The 17,854-nt window shown below is 69.7% G+C and carries 13 protein-coding genes; 10 read left to right on the top strand and 3 right to left on the bottom strand.

All coding sequences use genetic code 11. From position 1 onward, the window contains the following. The first annotated feature begins 54 nt into the window (after positions 1–54). From C8E96_RS28020 to C8E96_RS27995, 6 genes are all read left to right on the top strand, one after another. Positions 55–1,017 carry a carbohydrate ABC transporter permease gene (locus C8E96_RS28020; protein ID WP_091383554.1) on the top strand — a complete coding sequence of 321 codons (963 nt, stop codon included), beginning with the start codon at positions 55–57 and terminating at the stop codon, positions 1,015–1,017. Beyond that, the gene (locus tag C8E96_RS28015; protein WP_133794837.1) at positions 1,014–1,883 is read left to right on the top strand and encodes a carbohydrate ABC transporter permease; all 870 of its coding nucleotides are present in this window, start codon (positions 1,014–1,016) and stop codon (positions 1,881–1,883) included. Before C8E96_RS28020 ends, C8E96_RS28015 begins: the two co-directional genes overlap by 4 nt. A 93-nt stretch (positions 1,884–1,976) precedes the next feature. Continuing rightward, a complete protein-coding gene (locus tag C8E96_RS28010) occupies positions 1,977–3,023 on the top strand; it encodes a zinc metalloprotease (protein ID WP_133794835.1) in 1,047 nt (348 codons plus the stop codon). 10 nt (positions 3,024–3,033) lie between these two features. Next, entirely contained in the window at positions 3,034–4,077 is a 1,044-nt protein-coding gene (locus C8E96_RS28005) for a hypothetical protein (protein WP_091383556.1), read from the top strand. Beyond that, on the top strand, positions 4,077–7,118 hold the full coding sequence (locus C8E96_RS28000) for an ATP-binding protein (protein ID WP_091383557.1): 3,042 nt from the start codon (positions 4,077–4,079) through the stop codon (positions 7,116–7,118). The genes C8E96_RS28005 and C8E96_RS28000 overlap by 1 nt, the downstream gene beginning before the upstream one ends. After that, a complete protein-coding gene (locus C8E96_RS27995; RefSeq protein WP_091383558.1) occupies positions 7,115–8,287 on the top strand; it encodes a trypsin-like peptidase domain-containing protein in 1,173 nt (390 codons plus the stop codon). Before C8E96_RS28000 ends, C8E96_RS27995 begins: the two co-directional genes overlap by 4 nt. A gap of 3 nt (positions 8,288–8,290) precedes the next feature. On the opposite strand, the gene C8E96_RS27990 is transcribed toward C8E96_RS27995, so the two are convergent. After that, positions 8,291–9,730, bottom strand: a complete 1,440-nt coding sequence (locus C8E96_RS27990) for a PhoX family protein (RefSeq protein WP_166658139.1) — start codon at positions 9,728–9,730, stop codon at positions 8,291–8,293. A gap of 53 nt (positions 9,731–9,783) precedes the next feature. Continuing rightward, positions 9,784–10,329 carry a class I SAM-dependent methyltransferase gene (locus C8E96_RS27985; RefSeq protein WP_228770310.1) on the bottom strand — a complete coding sequence of 182 codons (546 nt, stop codon included), beginning with the start codon at positions 10,327–10,329 and terminating at the stop codon, positions 9,784–9,786. Positions 10,330–10,390: 61 nt separating this feature from the next. Here C8E96_RS27985 and C8E96_RS27980 point away from each other — a divergent pair, with 61 nt between their 5' ends. The 4 genes from C8E96_RS27980 to C8E96_RS27960 all read left to right on the top strand — a co-directional run bounded on the left by C8E96_RS27980 (position 10,391) and on the right by C8E96_RS27960 (position 15,790). After that, complete coding sequence (locus tag C8E96_RS27980; RefSeq protein WP_133794833.1) at positions 10,391–11,206, top strand: SGNH/GDSL hydrolase family protein; 816 nt, start codon at positions 10,391–10,393, stop codon at positions 11,204–11,206. Positions 11,207–11,513: 307 nt separating this feature from the next. Continuing rightward, the gene (locus tag C8E96_RS27975; RefSeq protein WP_091383561.1) at positions 11,514–12,065 is read left to right on the top strand and encodes a phosphoribosyltransferase family protein; all 552 of its coding nucleotides are present in this window, start codon (positions 11,514–11,516) and stop codon (positions 12,063–12,065) included. A gap of 68 nt (positions 12,066–12,133) precedes the next feature. After that, on the top strand, positions 12,134–15,361 hold the full coding sequence (locus C8E96_RS33570; protein ID WP_091575088.1) for a S8 family peptidase: 3,228 nt from the start codon (positions 12,134–12,136) through the stop codon (positions 15,359–15,361). Between the two features lie 21 nt (positions 15,362–15,382). Beyond that, complete coding sequence (locus C8E96_RS27960) at positions 15,383–15,790, top strand: type III secretion system chaperone family protein (RefSeq protein WP_091383563.1); 408 nt, start codon at positions 15,383–15,385, stop codon at positions 15,788–15,790. Between the two features lie 65 nt (positions 15,791–15,855). Here the strand turns inward: C8E96_RS27960 and C8E96_RS27955 are convergent, their stop codons facing one another. Next, positions 15,856–17,706, bottom strand: coding sequence for a PA domain-containing protein (locus C8E96_RS27955; protein ID WP_091575091.1), 1,851 nt, complete (start codon positions 17,704–17,706; stop codon positions 15,856–15,858). Between the last annotated feature and the right edge of the window lie 148 nt (positions 17,707–17,854).

Below are 17,854 nucleotides of genomic sequence, written 5' to 3'. Positions count from 1 at the left end.
CGCGGGGTTCCGGGTGCCGCCGGAACCCCGCCTTCGGTTCGCGGAGGGCAACCCATGGCCACTCTCATCGGCGCGCCGGTCGATCCCAAGCCCGCCAAGCCCGTCGGCCGCAGACAGGGAGTCGGGAAGCTCGCCGCCCTGCTCGTGTCGCCGACCCTGCTGGTGCTCGGGATCGTCGTCGCCTATCCCATCGTGTCCGCCATCCGATTGGCGTTCTACCAACGCAATGAGGGCATCGACCCGGAGACGGGCGTGCTGGAGACGGGCAACAAGTTCGTCGGCATCGACAACTTCACCGACATGTTCAGCGGCGCCACCGGCGCCAGGTTCCTCAACGCCCTGTGGAACACCACCAGCTTCACCATCGTCGCCGTCGGCCTGGAAGTCATCCTGGGCGTGCTGATGGCTTTGGTGATGCACAAGGCTTTCAAGGGCCGCGCGCTGGTCCGGGCCAGCATCCTGGTGCCCTGGGCGGTGCCGACCGCCATCGCGGGCATCCTGTGGCGGTGGATCTTCCAGGCCGACGGCGTGGCCAACGACCTGCTGCCCGGCGACCCGGTGCTGTGGACGACCGACGGGCCGCAGGCGTGGCTGGCGGTCGTCATCGCCGACACGTGGAAGACCGCGCCGTTCATCGGACTGCTTGTCCTGGCTGGATTGCAGGTCATCTCCAACGAGGTCTACGAAGCGGCCAAACTGGACGGCGCGTCGCCGTGGAAGACGTTCTGGTCGATCACCCTGCCGCTGGTCAAGCCGACGCTCATGGTGGCGGTCCTGTTCCGCATCCTCGACACACTGAGGATGTTCGACCTGCCGTACACGCTGATCGGGCCGGGGAAGAACTCCACTGACACGGTGACGATCCTGGCGTTCGAGGAAGCGGTGAAGTTCACCAAGTACGGACCCGCGTCCGCGTACGCGATCTTCCTGTTCGTCTACGTCGCCGTCGTGGCGTTCGTGTTCGTCAAGCTGCTGGGTGCCGATGTCGTCGGCGCGCGGACCGGGAGGAACCGATGACCGCCACGCTGGAACGCACCGAAGCCCCACCCGCGAAGCCGAAGAAGAGCGGCTGGCGATGGCTGCCCTACGTGGGTATCGCGGCCATCGTGATCTACTGCCTCGCACCGTTCTACTGGATGCTGGTGTCGAGTCTGCGGCGCACCAGCGACATCTTCGCCTCCGAGCCCGTCCCGTCACCGTTCTCGACCGACTCCTACACGGCCGCGTTCTCTCCGGCCAACGGCTTCCTCCGCGCGCTCGGCAACAGCTTCCTTGTCGCCGGGACCACGACGGTGGCGGTCCTGATCATCGGCATCCTGACCGCGTACGCGTTGGCGCGGCTGGACTTCCGGTTCAAGAACCTGGTGTTGGCGATCATCATCACGACCAGCATGTTCCCCGGGATCTCGCTGCTGGTGCCGCTGCTGGACCTGTTCAGCAACATCGGGTGGATCAACACCTACCAGGCGATGATCGTGCCCAGCATGAGCTTCGCCCTGCCGCTGGCCGTCTGGAACCTCACCGCGTTCTTCCGGCAGATGCCCGTCGAACTCGAGGAAGCCGCCCAGATCGACGGCTGCACGCCCGCCCAGGCGTTCCGCAAGGTGATCCTGCCGCTCGCCGCGCCAGGTGTGTTCACCACGGCGATCATCACGTTCATCGCCGCGTGGAACGAGTTCATCATCGCCCTTTCGGTGGTCAACAAGAAGGAGCTCAAGACGGCTCCGGTGATCACGAGCCAGTTCACCGGAACCACCCAGTTCGACGCCCCCTTCGGCACCCAGATGGCCGCGGGCGTCATCGTCACCATCCCCCTGGTCATCCTGGTCCTGCTCTTCCAGCGCCGGATCGTCGCGGGCCTGACGGCGGGAGGCGTGAAGTAACGGGTCGTCACCGGCGACGACCCTGGGTGATTCACCCGTTCGCGCGTAGCCGGCGACGCTAACCCGGCTCCACCGGCGAGCGACTCCCCTCATATGGACACACGAGTGGACGGGCAGGGCACCGATCTCGTGCTGGATGCGCTGCCGGACGAGTTGGTCGCCTCCCTTGAGGTGCGCGACGCCTGGCGCGAGCGGGTCGCCTCGCAACGTGAGGGCCTGGAGTTCCTGATCGACGACCTGGCCCGCTGGCGGCCCGGCTCGGCCGTGCGGGTCGCGTTCCTCGACGGCGACAAGGACCTGCACCGCGACATCGTCGACGCCACGGCGCAGATCACCGACGCCTGCAACCTGGAACTCGACTTCGGGTTCGACTCCGGCAGCGGCGAGTTCCGCCGGTGGACGGTCCTCGACACCGAGCACGCCGCGGACATCCGGGTCAGCTTCGACATGGGCGGCTTCTGGTCGCTCGTCGGCACCGACAGCAACGACAGCACCATCGGCGGCCCGGGCAGCCCGATCGGTGGCGGACCCGGACAGCGCAGCCTCAACCTCGGCGGGTTCAAGACCGCCAAGCCCAACCGGTGGCAGGGCACCGTGCGCCACGAGTTCCTGCACGCGCTGGCGTTCAAACACGCCCACCAGAACATGCGCGGGCCGTGTGAGGACGAGTTCCGCTGGGACGACGATCCCGGCTATGTCCCGACGAAGGACAACCGGGGCAGGTTCGTGCCGGACTCGAACGGCCGCCGTCCCGGCATTTACACCTACCTCGCGGGCGAGCCCAACAAGTGGCCGCGGGCCAAGGTCGACCACAACCTGCGCACCAAGGAGTCGCCGGACGTGATCGCGGGCCCGTTCGACGCCAAATCCGTGATGCTCTACCAGTTCGAGCCGTTCTTCTACCACTCCGCGCCGAGCGCGTGCGCCCCGACCGGGAACGGTCTCGACCTCTCCGAAGGGGACAAGCGCGGCCTGCAGCTGCTCTACCCGCACGCCGCCGACGAGCTCTCCGACCTCGCCGGGCGCGCGGAGTCCACTTTGGAGATCATGGGCGCGGGGCAGGAGGCCGATCTCGACCAGTCTCCCTATCTCGCAAGGGTTTTCGACCTGCTCAACGGGATGGTGGGCGTGACGGACTAAGGCGGGCGCGGTGCTTCTGACCGACGAACAGCACAAGCAGGTCGTGTACCTGATCACGGAACACCTCGGCGAGGCCCGATACGGCCGCATCGCCAGGGACCTGTTCGGCCCGGAGGCGCTGCGTGCCGTCCCGGCGGGGCTCAACCCGCACAACCACGCCAAGTGGCTGCTGGACTGGGCGCTGGGGCTGCCCACGGCCGACATCTTCGTCAACGTGGTGCTGCAGGTCGACGCCGCGGGCGAACTCACCAAGGTGCACCAGCTCGTGAACCAGCTGCGGGCCGGGCAGATCGACTGGGCGGGCCTTGGCATCGACGAGCTGTGGATGCCCGCCGAGTGGCCGTTCGCCGACCGGGAGCCCCTGCGGACCCACCTGGGCGACATCGCCCGCGGGGACGGCCCCACCGCCTCGACCATCGACGGCCCCGCCGGGCACGGGAAGCGCACGATGTGCGCCTACATCGACCACTGCGCCCGCAGACACGGCGTGTTCACCCCCGTCGTCGAGCACCTGCAGCGGCTGCACGACAACCGGATGGTGGACTACCTCGCCGACCAGTTGCGGCTCAAGCTGGGCGTGGTGGTTCCGCCCGCGATCGACCCGGAACCCGAGCGCCGGGCGGTCACCCTCGCGGCGAACCTCGGCAGCTTCGCGGTGCACAGCCGCACCCCGGTCTGGTTCGTCGCCAACCTCGTCGAGCCGGAGCAGGACGCTGGGGTGCTGAAGTTCCTCGGCGAACTCCTGCGGCAGGTCCAGACGACCCCGTTGCTGGCCAAGAAGCTGCGGATCACCGTGCTGGCCGATTTCGCCGCGGTCGCGCTGGAGAACCTGCCGGGGATCAACTCCCGGTACACCCTTGCCGAGATCTCCGAGGCGGAGGTCGCCGGGTGGCTGGCCGCGGCGGTGCCCGGCAAGGACGAGGCCTACTACCGGCACACCGCCGACCAGGTGATCAGCCACGTGGCGGCCTTGGCGCCCACGCCGAGGATGCGCCTGCGCCTGTTGGCGCAGAAGTGCGTCGACGCGCACCGCGTGCTGCTGCAGGAGGCCTGATGGAAGGCGGCGAGCGGCTGCAGGAGCTGTTGGCGGTCCTGTTCGACGACCCCCGGGAGCTGCAGAGCTTCCTGGCGCTCGAAGGTGTCCGGGTGAGCGTCCGCCCGGGTGGCAAAGGGTCGTCGTTCGCCGCCGAGGTGGCGATGGAGCTACTTCGCCGCGGGCAGGTCGACGAGCGGCTCTTCGCCGCGCTCACCAGGCGGTTTCCCGACCGGGCCGCCGACATCGCCGACGTGGCCAGGTCCTTTCTCGGTGTGTCCGCTGTGGACGTTCCGGTGGTCCCCGAGCTGCCCCCGAAGTACGCGGACTTCGCCGCCAAGCTGAACGCCGCACTGTCGGACACGGCGGTCCCCTCCGACGAGGAGGTCGCGCTCGACGCAGAGCACCTGCCGTGGACCGCGGCCGCCGCGGTGCTGGGGCGGTTCCTCCCGGCGAAGCTGCGTCCGCTGCGGCCGACGCCGACCTCGGCGGTCGCCATGCTCGCCGAGTTCAGCCACACCGCCATCGACGGCAGCTGGATCCTGCTCGACGACGTCCGAACCCAGTGCCTGCGCCACCTCTGGGAGACCGGAGCCCTGGACGACGCGCTGGCGGTCAACGCCGAGCTGCCCGACGCTGAGCGCGACAAGGTGCGCGAGCTGCTCGCGGGCGGGCGTCCGAGCCTCGCGGGGCTCGCCACGGCCGAACTCGAGGAGTACGCGGTCGTTACCGGCTGGCTGGAACTCGCGGGCATCCTCGACGAGACCGTCGGCACCGAGGTCGACGCCACCCTGGAGCGCCGCGCGCTGCTCGACCCGCTCCGGGCGCTCGTGGGCACCCATTTCCATGGCCGGGAAAGGGAATTGGCGGTGTTCGACGCCTTCGTGTACGGGGTGGCGAACCCGATGCTGCTGTGCCTGCGCGGGCCGGGCGGGGTCGGCAAGTCCAGCCTGCTCGGCAAAGTCCTCCTGGGACTGGAGCGGGCCGCGGGCGAGGACGCGGCGATCCCGTTCGCCTACCTCGATTTCGACCGGGCGCGCAACGACCCGCGTGACCCGATCGGCCTGCTGCGCCAGATCGCGCGCCAGCTGCGGCTGCTCCACGCGACCACCGAGGAAGCCCGCGAGCTGGCCGCGACCGAAAGCGTCTACTGGGGTTCCGACCTGGAGAAAGCCTCGGCGATCCTCGACATCGACCTCGACAGCCAGGGGAATCTGGCCGCGATGGTCGGCGTCCTCGCCGACCGGCTCCACAAGCTGATGGACCTCCACGGACCCGCCGGCTACCGGACGCCGCTCGTGCTCTTCCTGGACACGTACGAGGAAGTGCAGCTCAAAGGCCCGGGCGCGGTGCGCGACCTGGAGAGGCTCATCGAGCACCTGCTCGCCGCGCTGCCCGATATGCGGGTCATCGTCTCCGGGCGCGGCGACCCGACCACGTTCACGGGTTTCGAGAACCTGATCCTGACCCTGGGCGAGCTGGAACCGCCCGCCGCCGACGCGGTGCTCGCCGACCTCGGCGTCGCCGATCCGGCGCTGCGCACGAGCATCGTGGCGAAGTTCGGCGGCCACCCGCTGACCCTGCGGCTGGCCGCGGAGGCGTTGGAGCGCACCGGGACCACGGCGTTCGACGACATCGCCGCGCGCGGCGACGCGCTCGCCGGGATCGCCATCGAGCAGGTCCAGGGGATGCTCTACGGGCGCATCCTGAGCCACATCGCCGACCCGGAGGTCCGCCGGATCGCCTACCCGGGCCTGGCGGTGCGGCGGATCACCGTCGGCGTGCTGCGCGAGGTGCTCGCCGAGCCGTGCGACCTCGACCCCACCCACGCCGAGCTGATCTTCGACAAGCTGCGGTTCGAGGTCAGCCTGTTCGAGCTTGACGGGCCGGACACCCTGCGGCACCGCCAAGACGTCCGCACGCTGATGCTGCGGTCCATGATGGACGAACCCGGCCTGGCCGCCGTCGTGGCCCGCGTCCACCGGCGCGCGATCGACTACTACCACGCCCGCCCGGGCATCGAAGACCGCGCGGAAGAGGTCTACCACCGGTTGATGATCGGTGAGGACCCCCGCTACCTCGACCGGGTCTGGGAGCCGGGTTTGCGGCCCCTGCTGGCCCCCGCGCTCGGCGAGCCGCTGCCGCCCAGGGCGTGGACGTGGCTGAGCAGGCGCCTCGGCTTCGGTGACACCGACGACCGCGCCGAATGGGACCAGCGCGACTGGGAGGCCGACGCGGAGGGGCGGGCGATGTCGTGGCTGGCCTCCGGCGACCCGGCCCGCGCGCTGTCCGTGCTCGCCGAGCGCACGGAGCGGCTTCCCGACACCAGACTCCACTTGGTGGAGGTGCGGGCCAGGCTGGCGGCTGCGGACGTCGACGGCGCCGCGGCGGCCCTGGAACGCGGGATGGCCGCGGCCGCCGAATCCGACGACCGCGACACCCAGGTGGCGCTGGCCGAGCAGGCCGTCGTCGTCCGCGGACTGCGGGGTGACGGGTCCGGGGTGGTCAGCGCGGCGGAGTGGGCGGTGCGCGGCTGCGACCTGCTCGGCGACCAGACCCGCGGCGTGGACGTGCTGACCGACGCGGTCGGCATCCTGGGCGGACTCGACGACGCCGGGGAAGACCTCCGCGGCGAGTTGGCTTCCCGCTTCACCAACCTGTCGCGGTCAGAGCTGCTGGACAACGTGGACCTGGTGCGCCGCGTGCTGCACACAGCGGGCCCGGCGGACGACACCGTGCTGCACCACGCCGCGACGCAGGTGGGGGACCAGACCGAGGCCGACGACGGCGTGTTCCAGCACGACCCGTTCGCGATCGCCCGGCTGCTCCACGCGACCACACCCGACGCGGCGCCCGCGCTCGCGGACCTGGCGGCCGAGGTCGGGCTGTCCGGTCGGTGGAAGACCGAGGACCTGGCCAGCTGGGTGGTGCGCGCCGGCCGGACCGGCAAGGCGGTCGTGGTCGGGCTGGACTGGGCGCGTGACGCCGGTCAGGCCCGCCGGATGGTCGTGGACACGCTTGTTCGGCCGGTCGCCGGCCCCGATGGCAGGAGCAAGTCATGACGTTCGCGTATCTGACCTCTGACGAGCTCAGGGAAGTCCAGCAGGCGGCCGTCGCCCTGGGCTTCGCCGACCCGGACCAGAGCGCGGCGCTGACCGCGACCATCTCGCGGGCGTTCGTGGCCACCGCGACGCAGGGCGGCACGCCGATGGCGAAGCTGATGTCGCTGACCGCGCGGATGAACACCACCAGGGCCCTGGTCTCGGGCGAGGTCCCGCTGCGGGAGTGGCTGGGCGCTGCGATCCCGATGGCGGGCGGGCAGCCGGAGGAGATGGTCTTCCGGCGGGCGCTGGAGCTGATGTCCGCCGATGGCCGCGCGCGGACCACCCCCGGGGACGACCCGACCCCGGTGCTGGCCGACATGGACGATCTGCCGCGCAGCGACGGCGAACTCGAGGTCGTGATCTTCGAGGACGACACTTTGGACGTGGCGTTCCTGCACACCGGGACCGACGTGTCCCGGTCGGTGGCGAAACTGGTGGTGCACCGGCATTTCGACGGCGTGCCCGCGACCCTGGCGGGCAACGCGCCCGACGTCGGCCACGGCACCGGCTGGATGATCGGGCCGGGTCTGCTGATCACCAACAACCACGTCGTCAACGCCCGCGTCCCCAGCGAACCGGACGCGAGCGCGGCCGACTTCGACCTGCAGGGCAAGGCGATCCGGGCGCTGTTCGACTTCTACACCCCCGATGCCGCCGTGCACACCGCGGTGTCGGCGGGCTGCGTGGCCCACGACAAGACGCTGGACTACGCGATCCTGCGGCTCGCCCCGGACGCGTCGCCGCGGCCGCCGCTGCGGCTGCGGACCAGCCCGATCCTCAAACCCAAGGACCGGGCGCTGCGCGAACGGGTCAACGTCCTGCAGCACCCCGGCGGCAACCCGATGCGCCTGGGGTTCCGCAACAACTTCGTCGTCACCGGCACCGCCGAGCGCCTCAGCTACCTGACCGACACCGCCGGCGGGTCGTCGGGCTCACCGATCTGCGACGACGCCTGGTTCGCCGCGGCGCTGCACCGCGGGTTCCAGACCATCACCGGCGGATCGGTGTCGGTGTGGGGGCGGACCATCAACCAGGAGAACTACGGCACGCCGATCGGGAAGATCCTCGAACACGTCGCGGCCAACCACCCCGACCTGCGTGCGGAGATCCTCGCGGGCCAGGTGTGACGGTCAGACCCCGATCTTCCCCCAGGGACCCCAGATCGCGAACGTCATGCCGCGGCTGGCCTGGATGTTGACGAACAGCGTGTGCCCGTCCGGGCTGAACGTCGACCCGGCGAACTCGTCGTTGAACCTGGGGGTGCCCGTGCTGCTCACCAGCCGGTTGAGGGCGATGTCGAAGAGCTGCCCCTGCTTGGTGAGGCCGCGCATGTAGTTGTTGTTGGTGCCGTCCTCGCAGACGACGAGCGTGCCCCGGTTGCTCGTGGTGACGTTGTCCGGGAAGTCGAGCACGTCCGGCCCGGGGGACTGGTACTGCAGCCGCAGGACCTGCTCGCGGGTGTCATACGCCCAGATCTGGCCGGTGCCGTTGCCGTAGCCCAGGACCGTGTCCGGCCCCGTTTCGGCGGGGCCGCCGCCCTGGGTGGAGGTGAAGTACACGACGCCGCGGTCGATGGCTGCGCCCTCCAGCCGGGAGAAGAAGGCCGCGCCCTGCGCCCAGCCCTGGCTCGCGACGTAGGTGATCGCCTGGTTGTTGGTGGTGGGTGCGGTCTGGCCCGGGGTGTAGGGGAACGTCGGCGCCGGGTCCTCGATGTCGACCCACTCGACCTGGTAGGTGGTGCCCGCGGGCTGACCGGCCTCCAGGTGCGCGTTGGACTCGCCCTTGACCTTGAGCATCTGCAGCCTGCCGAGGTTGTCCAGGCGCCCGTACTCCATCGGGTCCATCCGCGGCTTGTACCGGTAGAAGCCCGAGGGGAAGCCGAAATCGTCCTCCGTGAGGTAGAGGCAGCCGCCCTCGCGGTCATACGCCACAGACTCGTGCGAGAACCGGCCCGCCGCGGTGATGGGCTCGCCGTCGGACTCGCCGTGCGCGGGGACGTCGAAGATGAAGCCGTGCGGCCTGGTCAGCGGGACATTGGACACGCCGGTGAAGTCCGGACCCACGTCCGGGCCGTTGATGGTCTCCTCGCAGCTGATCCAGGAACCGAACGGCATCTGGCCGCCGGAGCAGTTCATCTGCGTGCCGTTGAGGCTGGTGTAGGAGCGCACGACCTCGCCGTACCGGGTGACCTCGACGGTGGTGGTGCCGCCCATGGCCTTGGCGTCGTAGGCCTTGGACACGTCGCCGAACGCCGTGCCGGTGCCGTTGACCTCGTGGTTGCGCACCAGCATGACGTTGGTGCCATGGGCTTTGAACGCGCCCATGCCGTCGTGCCTGCCGGGCAGCACCGTCTTGTCGTCGAGGACGACGGTGAACTCGGTGTCGTGGAAGGAGCGGTACTGGAAGCCGTCGGGCAGCCAGAGCCGCACGGCGCCGTCGCGCAGGTCGGGCACCGGGCCCAGGGGATACGACACCCCGGGCGCCGCGGCCGCGCGGTTGACGAAGCCGAGGAAGGGGCCGCCGAGCAGTGCGCCCGCGACCGCCCCTCGGAGGACGGTGCGTCGGTCCATGTCCACCATCGGACGATCGTGCGCCTAGTTTGCGCGGCTGCGCAAGGGTTCTGTTACCCGACTTTGTGGACTGACACCGCGTAGTCGCCGCCGGAGAAGGGTTCCCGGTCCCAGGTGGCGAACCGTTCGACCAGCGACAACCCGGCCGCTTCCGCGTGGGCGTCGTAGTCGGCGACGGTGTAACCCCTATCGAGGCTGAATCCGGCCACGAGCAGCCGCCCGACGTGGCGCGCCACGCCCGCGACGAGGGCGGCCTCGGTGCCCGGCGCGGTGAAGAGCGGGACGTTGCCCGCCATGACCACGACGTCGAAGGTGCGGCCGAGGTCGAGCTCGGCCAGGTCGGACCGCACCCAGGTGACTTCGGGGGCGCGGGCGCTCGCGGTGGCGAGCATGGAGGCGTCGACGTCCACGCCGACCACCTCGATCCCGTGCCGGGCCAGTTCGATGCCCACCCGCCCGGTCCCGCACCCGGCGTCGAGCACGCTCGAGGGTTCGTAGGCCCGCACGAACGTCGCCTCACCGTGCACGTCGACCCCGGTCGCGGCCAGCTCGTCGAACCGGCGCTGGTAGTCGTCGCCATCCCATTGTGTGTCGCTCACGAGGGTCACTGTCTCACCCGTCGGTGTTATCGTCCGGCTCCGGTCCTGGGGAGGGTTCACGATGCGAGTGCTTGCCGTGGTGTTGGCGTTGATGTTCGTGCCTGTGACCGCCCGGGCCACGGAACCGTTGACGGTCCTTTACGTCGGCGATTCCGTCGCCGCCCAGAACTCCTCCGCCCTCGCGGCCGCTTTGGCCCCGGCATCGTTGCGGGACGCGACCCTGGGTGGGACCGGCATCTGCGACTACCTCGCGGGAACGCCGACCTGGCTTCCCGCGTCGTCGAAGTTCGACAACCTGATCCGGGAGGTGCGGCCCGACCTGGTCATCCTCCAGTTCTGGGGCAACGACTACTACTCGCCGTGCGTCGAACACACCCGGCGGGGCACGGAGACCTTCTACGACCAGTACCTGTGGAACGCCTTCTCCGCCCGCCGCGAGATCTCCGCGGCGGCGGACGCGGTGGGGCTGCCGCGGCCCAAGATGCTGTGGGTCCTGCAGGCACCGATGCCTTCGCCGCAGCGGGATGTGCCTCGGCGGCTCAACGGGATCTACACGTATGCGGCGGATCTGGCGGGGGACCGGGTGAGTGATGCCGGTGCTTCGGTGAGCATGGCGGCGTATCCGTATGACAACTTGCCGCGGGATCGGTATGAGTTCACCCGGTTCCTGCCATGCACGGCTGAGGAGCGCGGGACTCCGGCTTGCACGGAGCCGGAGGTTTTCGGTGGGGTGACGCGGTTGCGGGCGGACAACGACGACATCCACTTCTGTTTGGACGGGCTGGATCCGGGTCGGGGGTGTGGTGGGGTGGCTCCGGGGATCGGTCGGTACGTCTCGCGGATCTCTTCCGATGCCAAGGCGTGGCTGGGTCTGTAGGCGGCTCCCGGCGTTTCGTGCTGGGGTGCCTGTTTGGGTGGAGTGGTTTCTTTGGGGCCCCTATGAAGAAAGGCCCCTGTCGTGGAAGAGCGGGTGGGGAGCCTTCGGCCCACGACCACAGCGAGTTTAGGGGCCTTTCTTCTCCCCCAAAGAAACCACTCCACCCAAACAGGCAGTTGGGATCGGCCCGTTGCGCTGGGTCAAGCGGGACTTGGATGGTGTCCGCAACCCAAACAGGCCGTTGGGATCGGGCCGTCACCTTCGCGTGGTGGCGATCCGGGGTGCGGATGCCGGCTATGGTTCCGGTATGGACAGGCGGGAGGCCATCGAGCGGGTTCGGGCGGCGTTCGTGTGGCGGGGGGATCGGGGGGATGACAGCTCCTACGCCGACGTCACGGGGTGGTGGCGGGATCCCGTCCTGCTTGGCGCGCTTGGGCCGCTGATCGCGGGCCTGTTCGAGGACGAGCCGCCGACTGTGGTGTTGGGGATCGAGTCCCGTGGGTGTCTGTTGGGGCCGTTGGTGGCGGTCGCCTTCGGGGCCGGGTTCGTCGAGGTGCGGAAGAATCCCTCGCCGCTGGCCGACAGTGATGCGTGGGTTCGTCGTGACACGCCACCGGATTACCGCGATCGCCAGTTGACCCTGGGTTTCCCGCGCAGGCTGGTGCGGCCCGCCGACCGGGTTCTGCTGGTGGACGACTGGATCGACACCGGCGGGCAGGCGATGGGCGCCCGTCAACTGGTCCTCGACGTCGAGGCGACCTGGGTTGGGGTCGCGGTCATTGTCGACGCGTTGGAGGGCAATGAGGTGCGCAGGCGGCTGGGCGTGCGGTCGCTGCTGAGGGATCGGCAGCTTTCCTGACCTTTGGCATCTGGTAACGAACTCCTCCATTCGTCTGTTGACGGTTGCCGGCGACTGCACTTGGTTGGGTGCACACGTCCGCTCGGGAGGTCGCGATGCGCCTGGTCACCAAGTTCGCCGCCATGGCCGCCGTGGTGGCGGCGGCGCTGGTGGGGGTGTCGGTGCCCGCCGGCGCCGCCGAGCCCGCCGCCGATGGCGAGTACCTCGGCGCCGTCACGCTGATTACCGGGGACCGGGTCACGGTTCGTCGGGTGGGGGCGCGACTGGTTCCCGCCGTCGACCCCGCGGAAGGCCGCGAGCACGTGCATTTCGCGACCACCGGTGATGGGATCAGGCTGCACGTCATCCCCTCCGACGCCTGGACGGACGTCAACGCCGGGCGGCTCGACCTTCGGCTCTTCGACGTCGCCCTGTTGATCCGGGACGGGTACGACGACAAGAACGCCGCCGCGCTGCCGCTGATCGCCGACGACCTCACCTCCCTGAGTGCCGCCAAAGACGGGGACTTCTGGGTTCAGCGCAAACAGTCCCGCGACCCCGGCAAGCTCTGGCTCGACGGGATGCGCAAGCCCAGCCTGGACACCAGCGTCCCCCAAGTCGGGGCGCCGCAGGCCTGGCAAGGCGGGTTCACCGGCAAGGGGGTCACGGTCGCGGTGCTCGACACCGGGGTCGACGCCACCCACGCCGACCTGCGCGACCGGGTGATCGAGGCCAAGAACTTCACCGACGGCACCCTGCGCGACGAGGACGGGCACGGGACGCACGTCGCCTCCACCATCGCCGGGACCGGGCGGGGTGACCGCAAGTACACCGGGGTCGCGCCCGACGCGAAGCTGTTGGTGGGCAAGGTCTGTGGGCCGCGCGGGTGCCCGGAGTCGGCGATCCTGGCCGGGATGCGGTGGGCCGCCGAGTCCGGTGCCAAGGTGGTCAACCTGAGCCTCGGTGGGCCGGACGCGCGCGGGGATGATCCGCTCGAGGTGGGCGTCAACCAGCTCAGCGCCCGGCACGGGACGCTGTTCGTCGTCGCGTCGGGCAATGACGGGTCCTACGGCGCCGAGACGGTGTCCTCCCCGGCCAGCGCGGACGCCGCGCTCGCGGTCGGGGCGGTCGACGGTGACGACGCGCTCGCGAGCTTCTCCGGGCGGGGGCCGCGCATCCACGACGCGGCGCTCAAGCCGGAGATCGTGGCGCCCGGTGTGAACATCATGGCGGCCCGGTCGCGCCACTCCTTTGGGAAGCCACAGGAGAAGTACCGCGAACTCAGCGGCACCTCCATGGCCACGCCGCACGTCGCCGGGGCGGCGGCCATCCTCGCGCAGCGGCATCCCGAATGGACCGGCACGCAGCTCAAAGCCGCGCTCATGGCCTCGGCCATGCCCATCGAAGCGGGCAATTACGACCAAGGCGCGGGCCGGGTGGACATCGCCCACGCCGTCAAGCAAACCCTCTACGCCGAGCCCGCGGCCGTGTCGATGGGCAGGCAGGCCTGGCCGCACCACGACGACGCCCCGGTCACCAAGCCGATCGCCTACACCAACGCCGGCGACCAGCCCGTCACCGTCCGGCTGACACTCACCACCGCGGGCCCGGGCGGCGAACCGGCGCCCGACATGTTCCGCCTCTCCGCCACCGAGCTGACGATCCCCGCCCGCGGCCAGGCCACCGTGCAACTCACCGCGGACACCAAGGGCGACGCCGCGGAAGGCGCGTTCAGCGCCCGCGTCACCGCCGAGAGCGCGACCGGCCGGGTCACCACGCCCGTCGCCATCGACCGGGAACCCGAGAGCTACGACCTGACCATCAAGACGCTCGACACCACCGGCGCCTTGTCCGACAACAACTTCTCGTTCCTCTTCGGCATCGACCCCTCGCGCTACCGGGGAGTGCCCACGATCGACGGTGTCGGCACGGTCCGGGTCCGCAAAGGCAGCTACCACCTCGACTCCGTGATCAACACCCCCCGGCCGGACGGCGTGACCGTCAACTCCAACAAGGTCGTCCACCCCACCATCGACGTCACCGCCGACACGACCGTCGTGCTCGACGCGCGCTCGGCGAAACCCATCGCGGTCACTTTCGACCGGGCCGACGTCCGGCCCAAGGCGGTCGGCGCGGGCTACGGCCGGGTCAGCGGGGAGCGGGCGGTGTTCACCGGGGTGCTCGGCGACACCTTCGAGCGGATCTTCATCGGCCAGGTCGGCGAACCGCTGCCCGAAGCCGAGTTCGTCGCCGACATCGGCGGCGCCTGGGCCGTCCCCGACCGGTTCGGCGAGGTCACCCGCGCCGCCGTCGCCTACCACCTCGCGTGGTTCGACTACGGCAGGCTGCCGACCGGGTTCGCCAAGCACGTCGTCGACTCCGACCTCGCCGAAGTGCGCACCACGTACCGGGAGCAGGCCGCCCGGCGCGGCGGTACGAAGATCTGGGTGGCGAAGGAACCGGTGCACGGCACGGCTGTCGGCTACGGCATCCCGTTCGAGCTGCCGCGTACCCGCACGGAGTTCCACAACGTCGACGGCCTGTCGTGGTCGGCGGAGTTCCAGCAGTGGCGCAAGGTGCGCAAGTCCCTGCACACCGAGACGGTCGTGACCGGGGGAGCGGTCGCCCACGAAGCTGGCAAGTCCTATGTGGACGATTGGAACACCGCGGTGTTCGGCCCGAGTTTCCGGGTCGATCAGGCATCCCGGTCCCGCGACACGATGTCGTTGTCGATCCCGATGTACGCCGACGCCGGCCTTGACCGGGTCGGTGTGTCCGAAATGGACAGCGGGTCGACCGTTCTGTTCATGGACGGTGTCAAGGTCGGCGAGACCGACACCGCGGGCCAGGGATCGTTCGACGTCCGGCCCGAGCAGGCGGCCTACCGGCTGGAGACGACCGCGACCCGCTCGGGCGTGTCCGGCTACTCGACGTCGGTGTCGACCGTGTGGACGTTCACCTCCGTGCGCCCGCCGGACGACGCGCCGGGCAAAGGCAAGGGTGGCGTGCCGCTCCCGCTGATGGTCGTGCGCGCGGCCCCACAGGGCCTCGACGACGGCAACCGCACCACCGCCGACTCGGCGAAGGTGCCGGTGGCCGTCCAGTGGAACAAGGGCCTCGACCCGGTGCCGCTCACCTCGCTGACCGTCGAGGCGTCCTTCGACGACGGCCGCACCTGGCGGGCGGTGCCGGTCGCCGGGGGAGTGGCGACGGTCGACCACCCGCGGTCGGCCCGATTTGTCTCATTGCGCGCGAAAGCCGCCGACGCCAACGGGAATACCGTGGAGCAGACCACAATCCGCGCCTACGGGATCTGAAACGTCCCTAAGATGATCGCCATGGCGACATGGGGCGATCTGGCGGCGTACGTCAACGAGACCTACGACGTGCTGTCCGAGGATGAGGGCGAGATCCGCATCCTGTTCAACTTCGAGCACTACGACGACGAGGACGAGCGCACCCAGGTGATCTTCCTGGCCCGCGAGGTGCTCGACAAGCAGCACGAATGGGTCCAGATCGCCTCCCCGGTGGGCTTGGCCGACAAGATCGACCTCAAGGCCCTGCTCACCGAGGTCGGCCACACCACCATCGCGTGCGGCGCGGCGATCATGGGCGACCACGTCGTGCTGCGCCACGCGCTGCCGTTGACCACGCTGGACCTGCACGAGTTCACCGAGCCGCTGAGCCTGCTCGCGGGCACCGCCGACCAGATCGAGGAGATCTTCTCCGGCGGCGACGAGTATTAGTCAGACCGGACCTCACGCGAGCGCGGGCGGCGCCGGATCGGCGCCGCCCGCGGTCTCACCGTCGGTCAGCCGTTGTACTGGAACACGTAGAGACCGAAGTCCCGGTCACTGCCGAGGATGTACTTCACTCCGTTCTCGTCCTTCCAGACCTCGACGCCCCAGAAGTTGTTGCCGCCCTCGTCGATGAAGGCGCCGACCTCCTGGATGCCGTTCTTCCCGTAGTTCACCACGCGGAATCCGGCGGCGTAGTACGAGATGTAGGCGAGGTTGCTGTTGTCGGGGTCCATCGCGACCTCGTGCACCGAGAGGTCACCGAATCCGGTCGCGTAGGCCACGTCCTGCGCCTCGGGCACGCTGTAGGTGTCGAGCTGGTTGATCCCACCGGTCCCGCCCGCCTTGTGCGGGATGTTCGTCGAGAAGAGCCGCACGTAGCCCCAGCCGTCGAACACGGCCTGGATCGTGGTGGACTCACCCGGGCCAGTCGCCGGGCTCGCGGTGGTGCAGGCGTTGGCCTCGGTCACGCCGGGCACGCCCAGCAGCTTCAGGCCGTTGAGCCGGTTGACGAACACGTACGGGATGGTGGTCCCGCTCGCCAGCATCGTCACACCCGCCAGGCAGTCCGCGCGCACGTTCTGGAACACGATGCCCGCCGAGTAGCCCGCGGCGGTGATGTTGTCCAGCTTGATCTGGAACGAGCACGTGCCGCGTTCGGCGATCGCGGTTCCGGTGCCCGCCGGGAGGGTGGCGCACGCGTCGCCGACGTAGGTCGTCGGCCCGCTGATCGTGGTGTCCTGATCGATCGGCGGGGTGTCGCTCGCCTGGGTCGCGATGTAGGACTGGCCGGCGTACGGGCCGGAGTCGATCGTCGCGGTCACCCGGAACGGGTTGAAGTCCTCGTCGGTGCCGATCATGAACTTGTTGTTCGGCGACAGCTCGGACTGGTGGGCGTTGCCCTCCGGCGAGATCGAGTGCCCGCGGGCCAGCCGCTCTTCGTCGAGCTGGGCGTAGTCGGACTCCGCGATGAGGGAGACCTTGCCCGGACGCGGGTCGGTGACGTCGAGCAGGACGTAGCCGCCGTCCCAGTAGTTCATGTTCATCACGTACCGCTGGCCGATCTTGGTGACCATCATGTCGTGGCTGAACCGCGACGTCAGGTTGTCCGGGGTCGGCTGGTCGACGCCGAACAGGTGCACCAGGTCGAGCTGGTCGTTGACCATCACCGGGTGGAACGGGTCGGTGATGTCCATGATGTCGACGTCGGTGAGCTCCTCGTCGTCGACGAGCACGACATAGGTGCGGCCGTCGAACTCGTTGGTCCACATCCGCATGCTGTGCGTCTGGTTCGGCGCCGGGTCGGTGGCGCCGCTCGGGTTGCTGAAGTCACCGGCGTGCAGGGCGACCGGCTTCGGGTCGCGCGGGTCGGTGACGTCCCACAGGGAGATGCCGCCCAGGTTCGGCGGCGGCGGGGTCACGCCGGGGCAGGTCTCGTTCTGGTGGGCCAGCAGGTCGCCGGTGAAGAACGCGTTGGCGACGTGGTGGACCTGGATGCCCTCACCGGCGTAGGACCCGGCGCTGGTCGGGATGAACGCGTCGAGGACCTCGGTGGGGTTGGCGGGGTCGGAGATGTCCATGACGTGCACGCCGGTCTGCAGGCACGTCGGCTCGCGGAACGCGGTCAGGTAGGCGTAGTCGCCGTGGGCGGTCACGTCGGCGACGCGGCCGGTGTTGCCGGTGCCCGCCGGGTTGGTCACCTCGCCCTTGCCGACCAGGGTGACGTTGTTGTTGACCGGCGGGAGGTGGCCCTCGTCGCCGTCGTGCTGCTTGTACATGCCGTCGGCGACGCCTTCGCCGGGGAAGTCCTCCCGGCCGCCGCCGGGATGGTCGGGGTGGGCGCTCGACACGCCCGTGGTCAACACACTGGCTACGAGAACGGCAGCGCCGAGTAGGCCGGTCTGTCGTGCTCGCGATCTGCGCGGGTCACGCATTTTCGCCTCCGGGTAGGTCAGGCGGGAATCCAGCCGATGGACGTTATGCGTGGTCCAAGCGTTCGACAAGCAATTCCCT

The sequence above is a fragment of the Actinokineospora alba genome (assembly GCF_004362515.1).
In the GTDB taxonomy this organism is placed as follows: Bacteria; Actinomycetota; Actinomycetes; order Mycobacteriales; family Pseudonocardiaceae; genus Actinokineospora; species Actinokineospora alba.
Note: the sequence above shows the minus strand (reverse complement) of the source record. Positions and strands in the feature narration are given on the sequence as shown.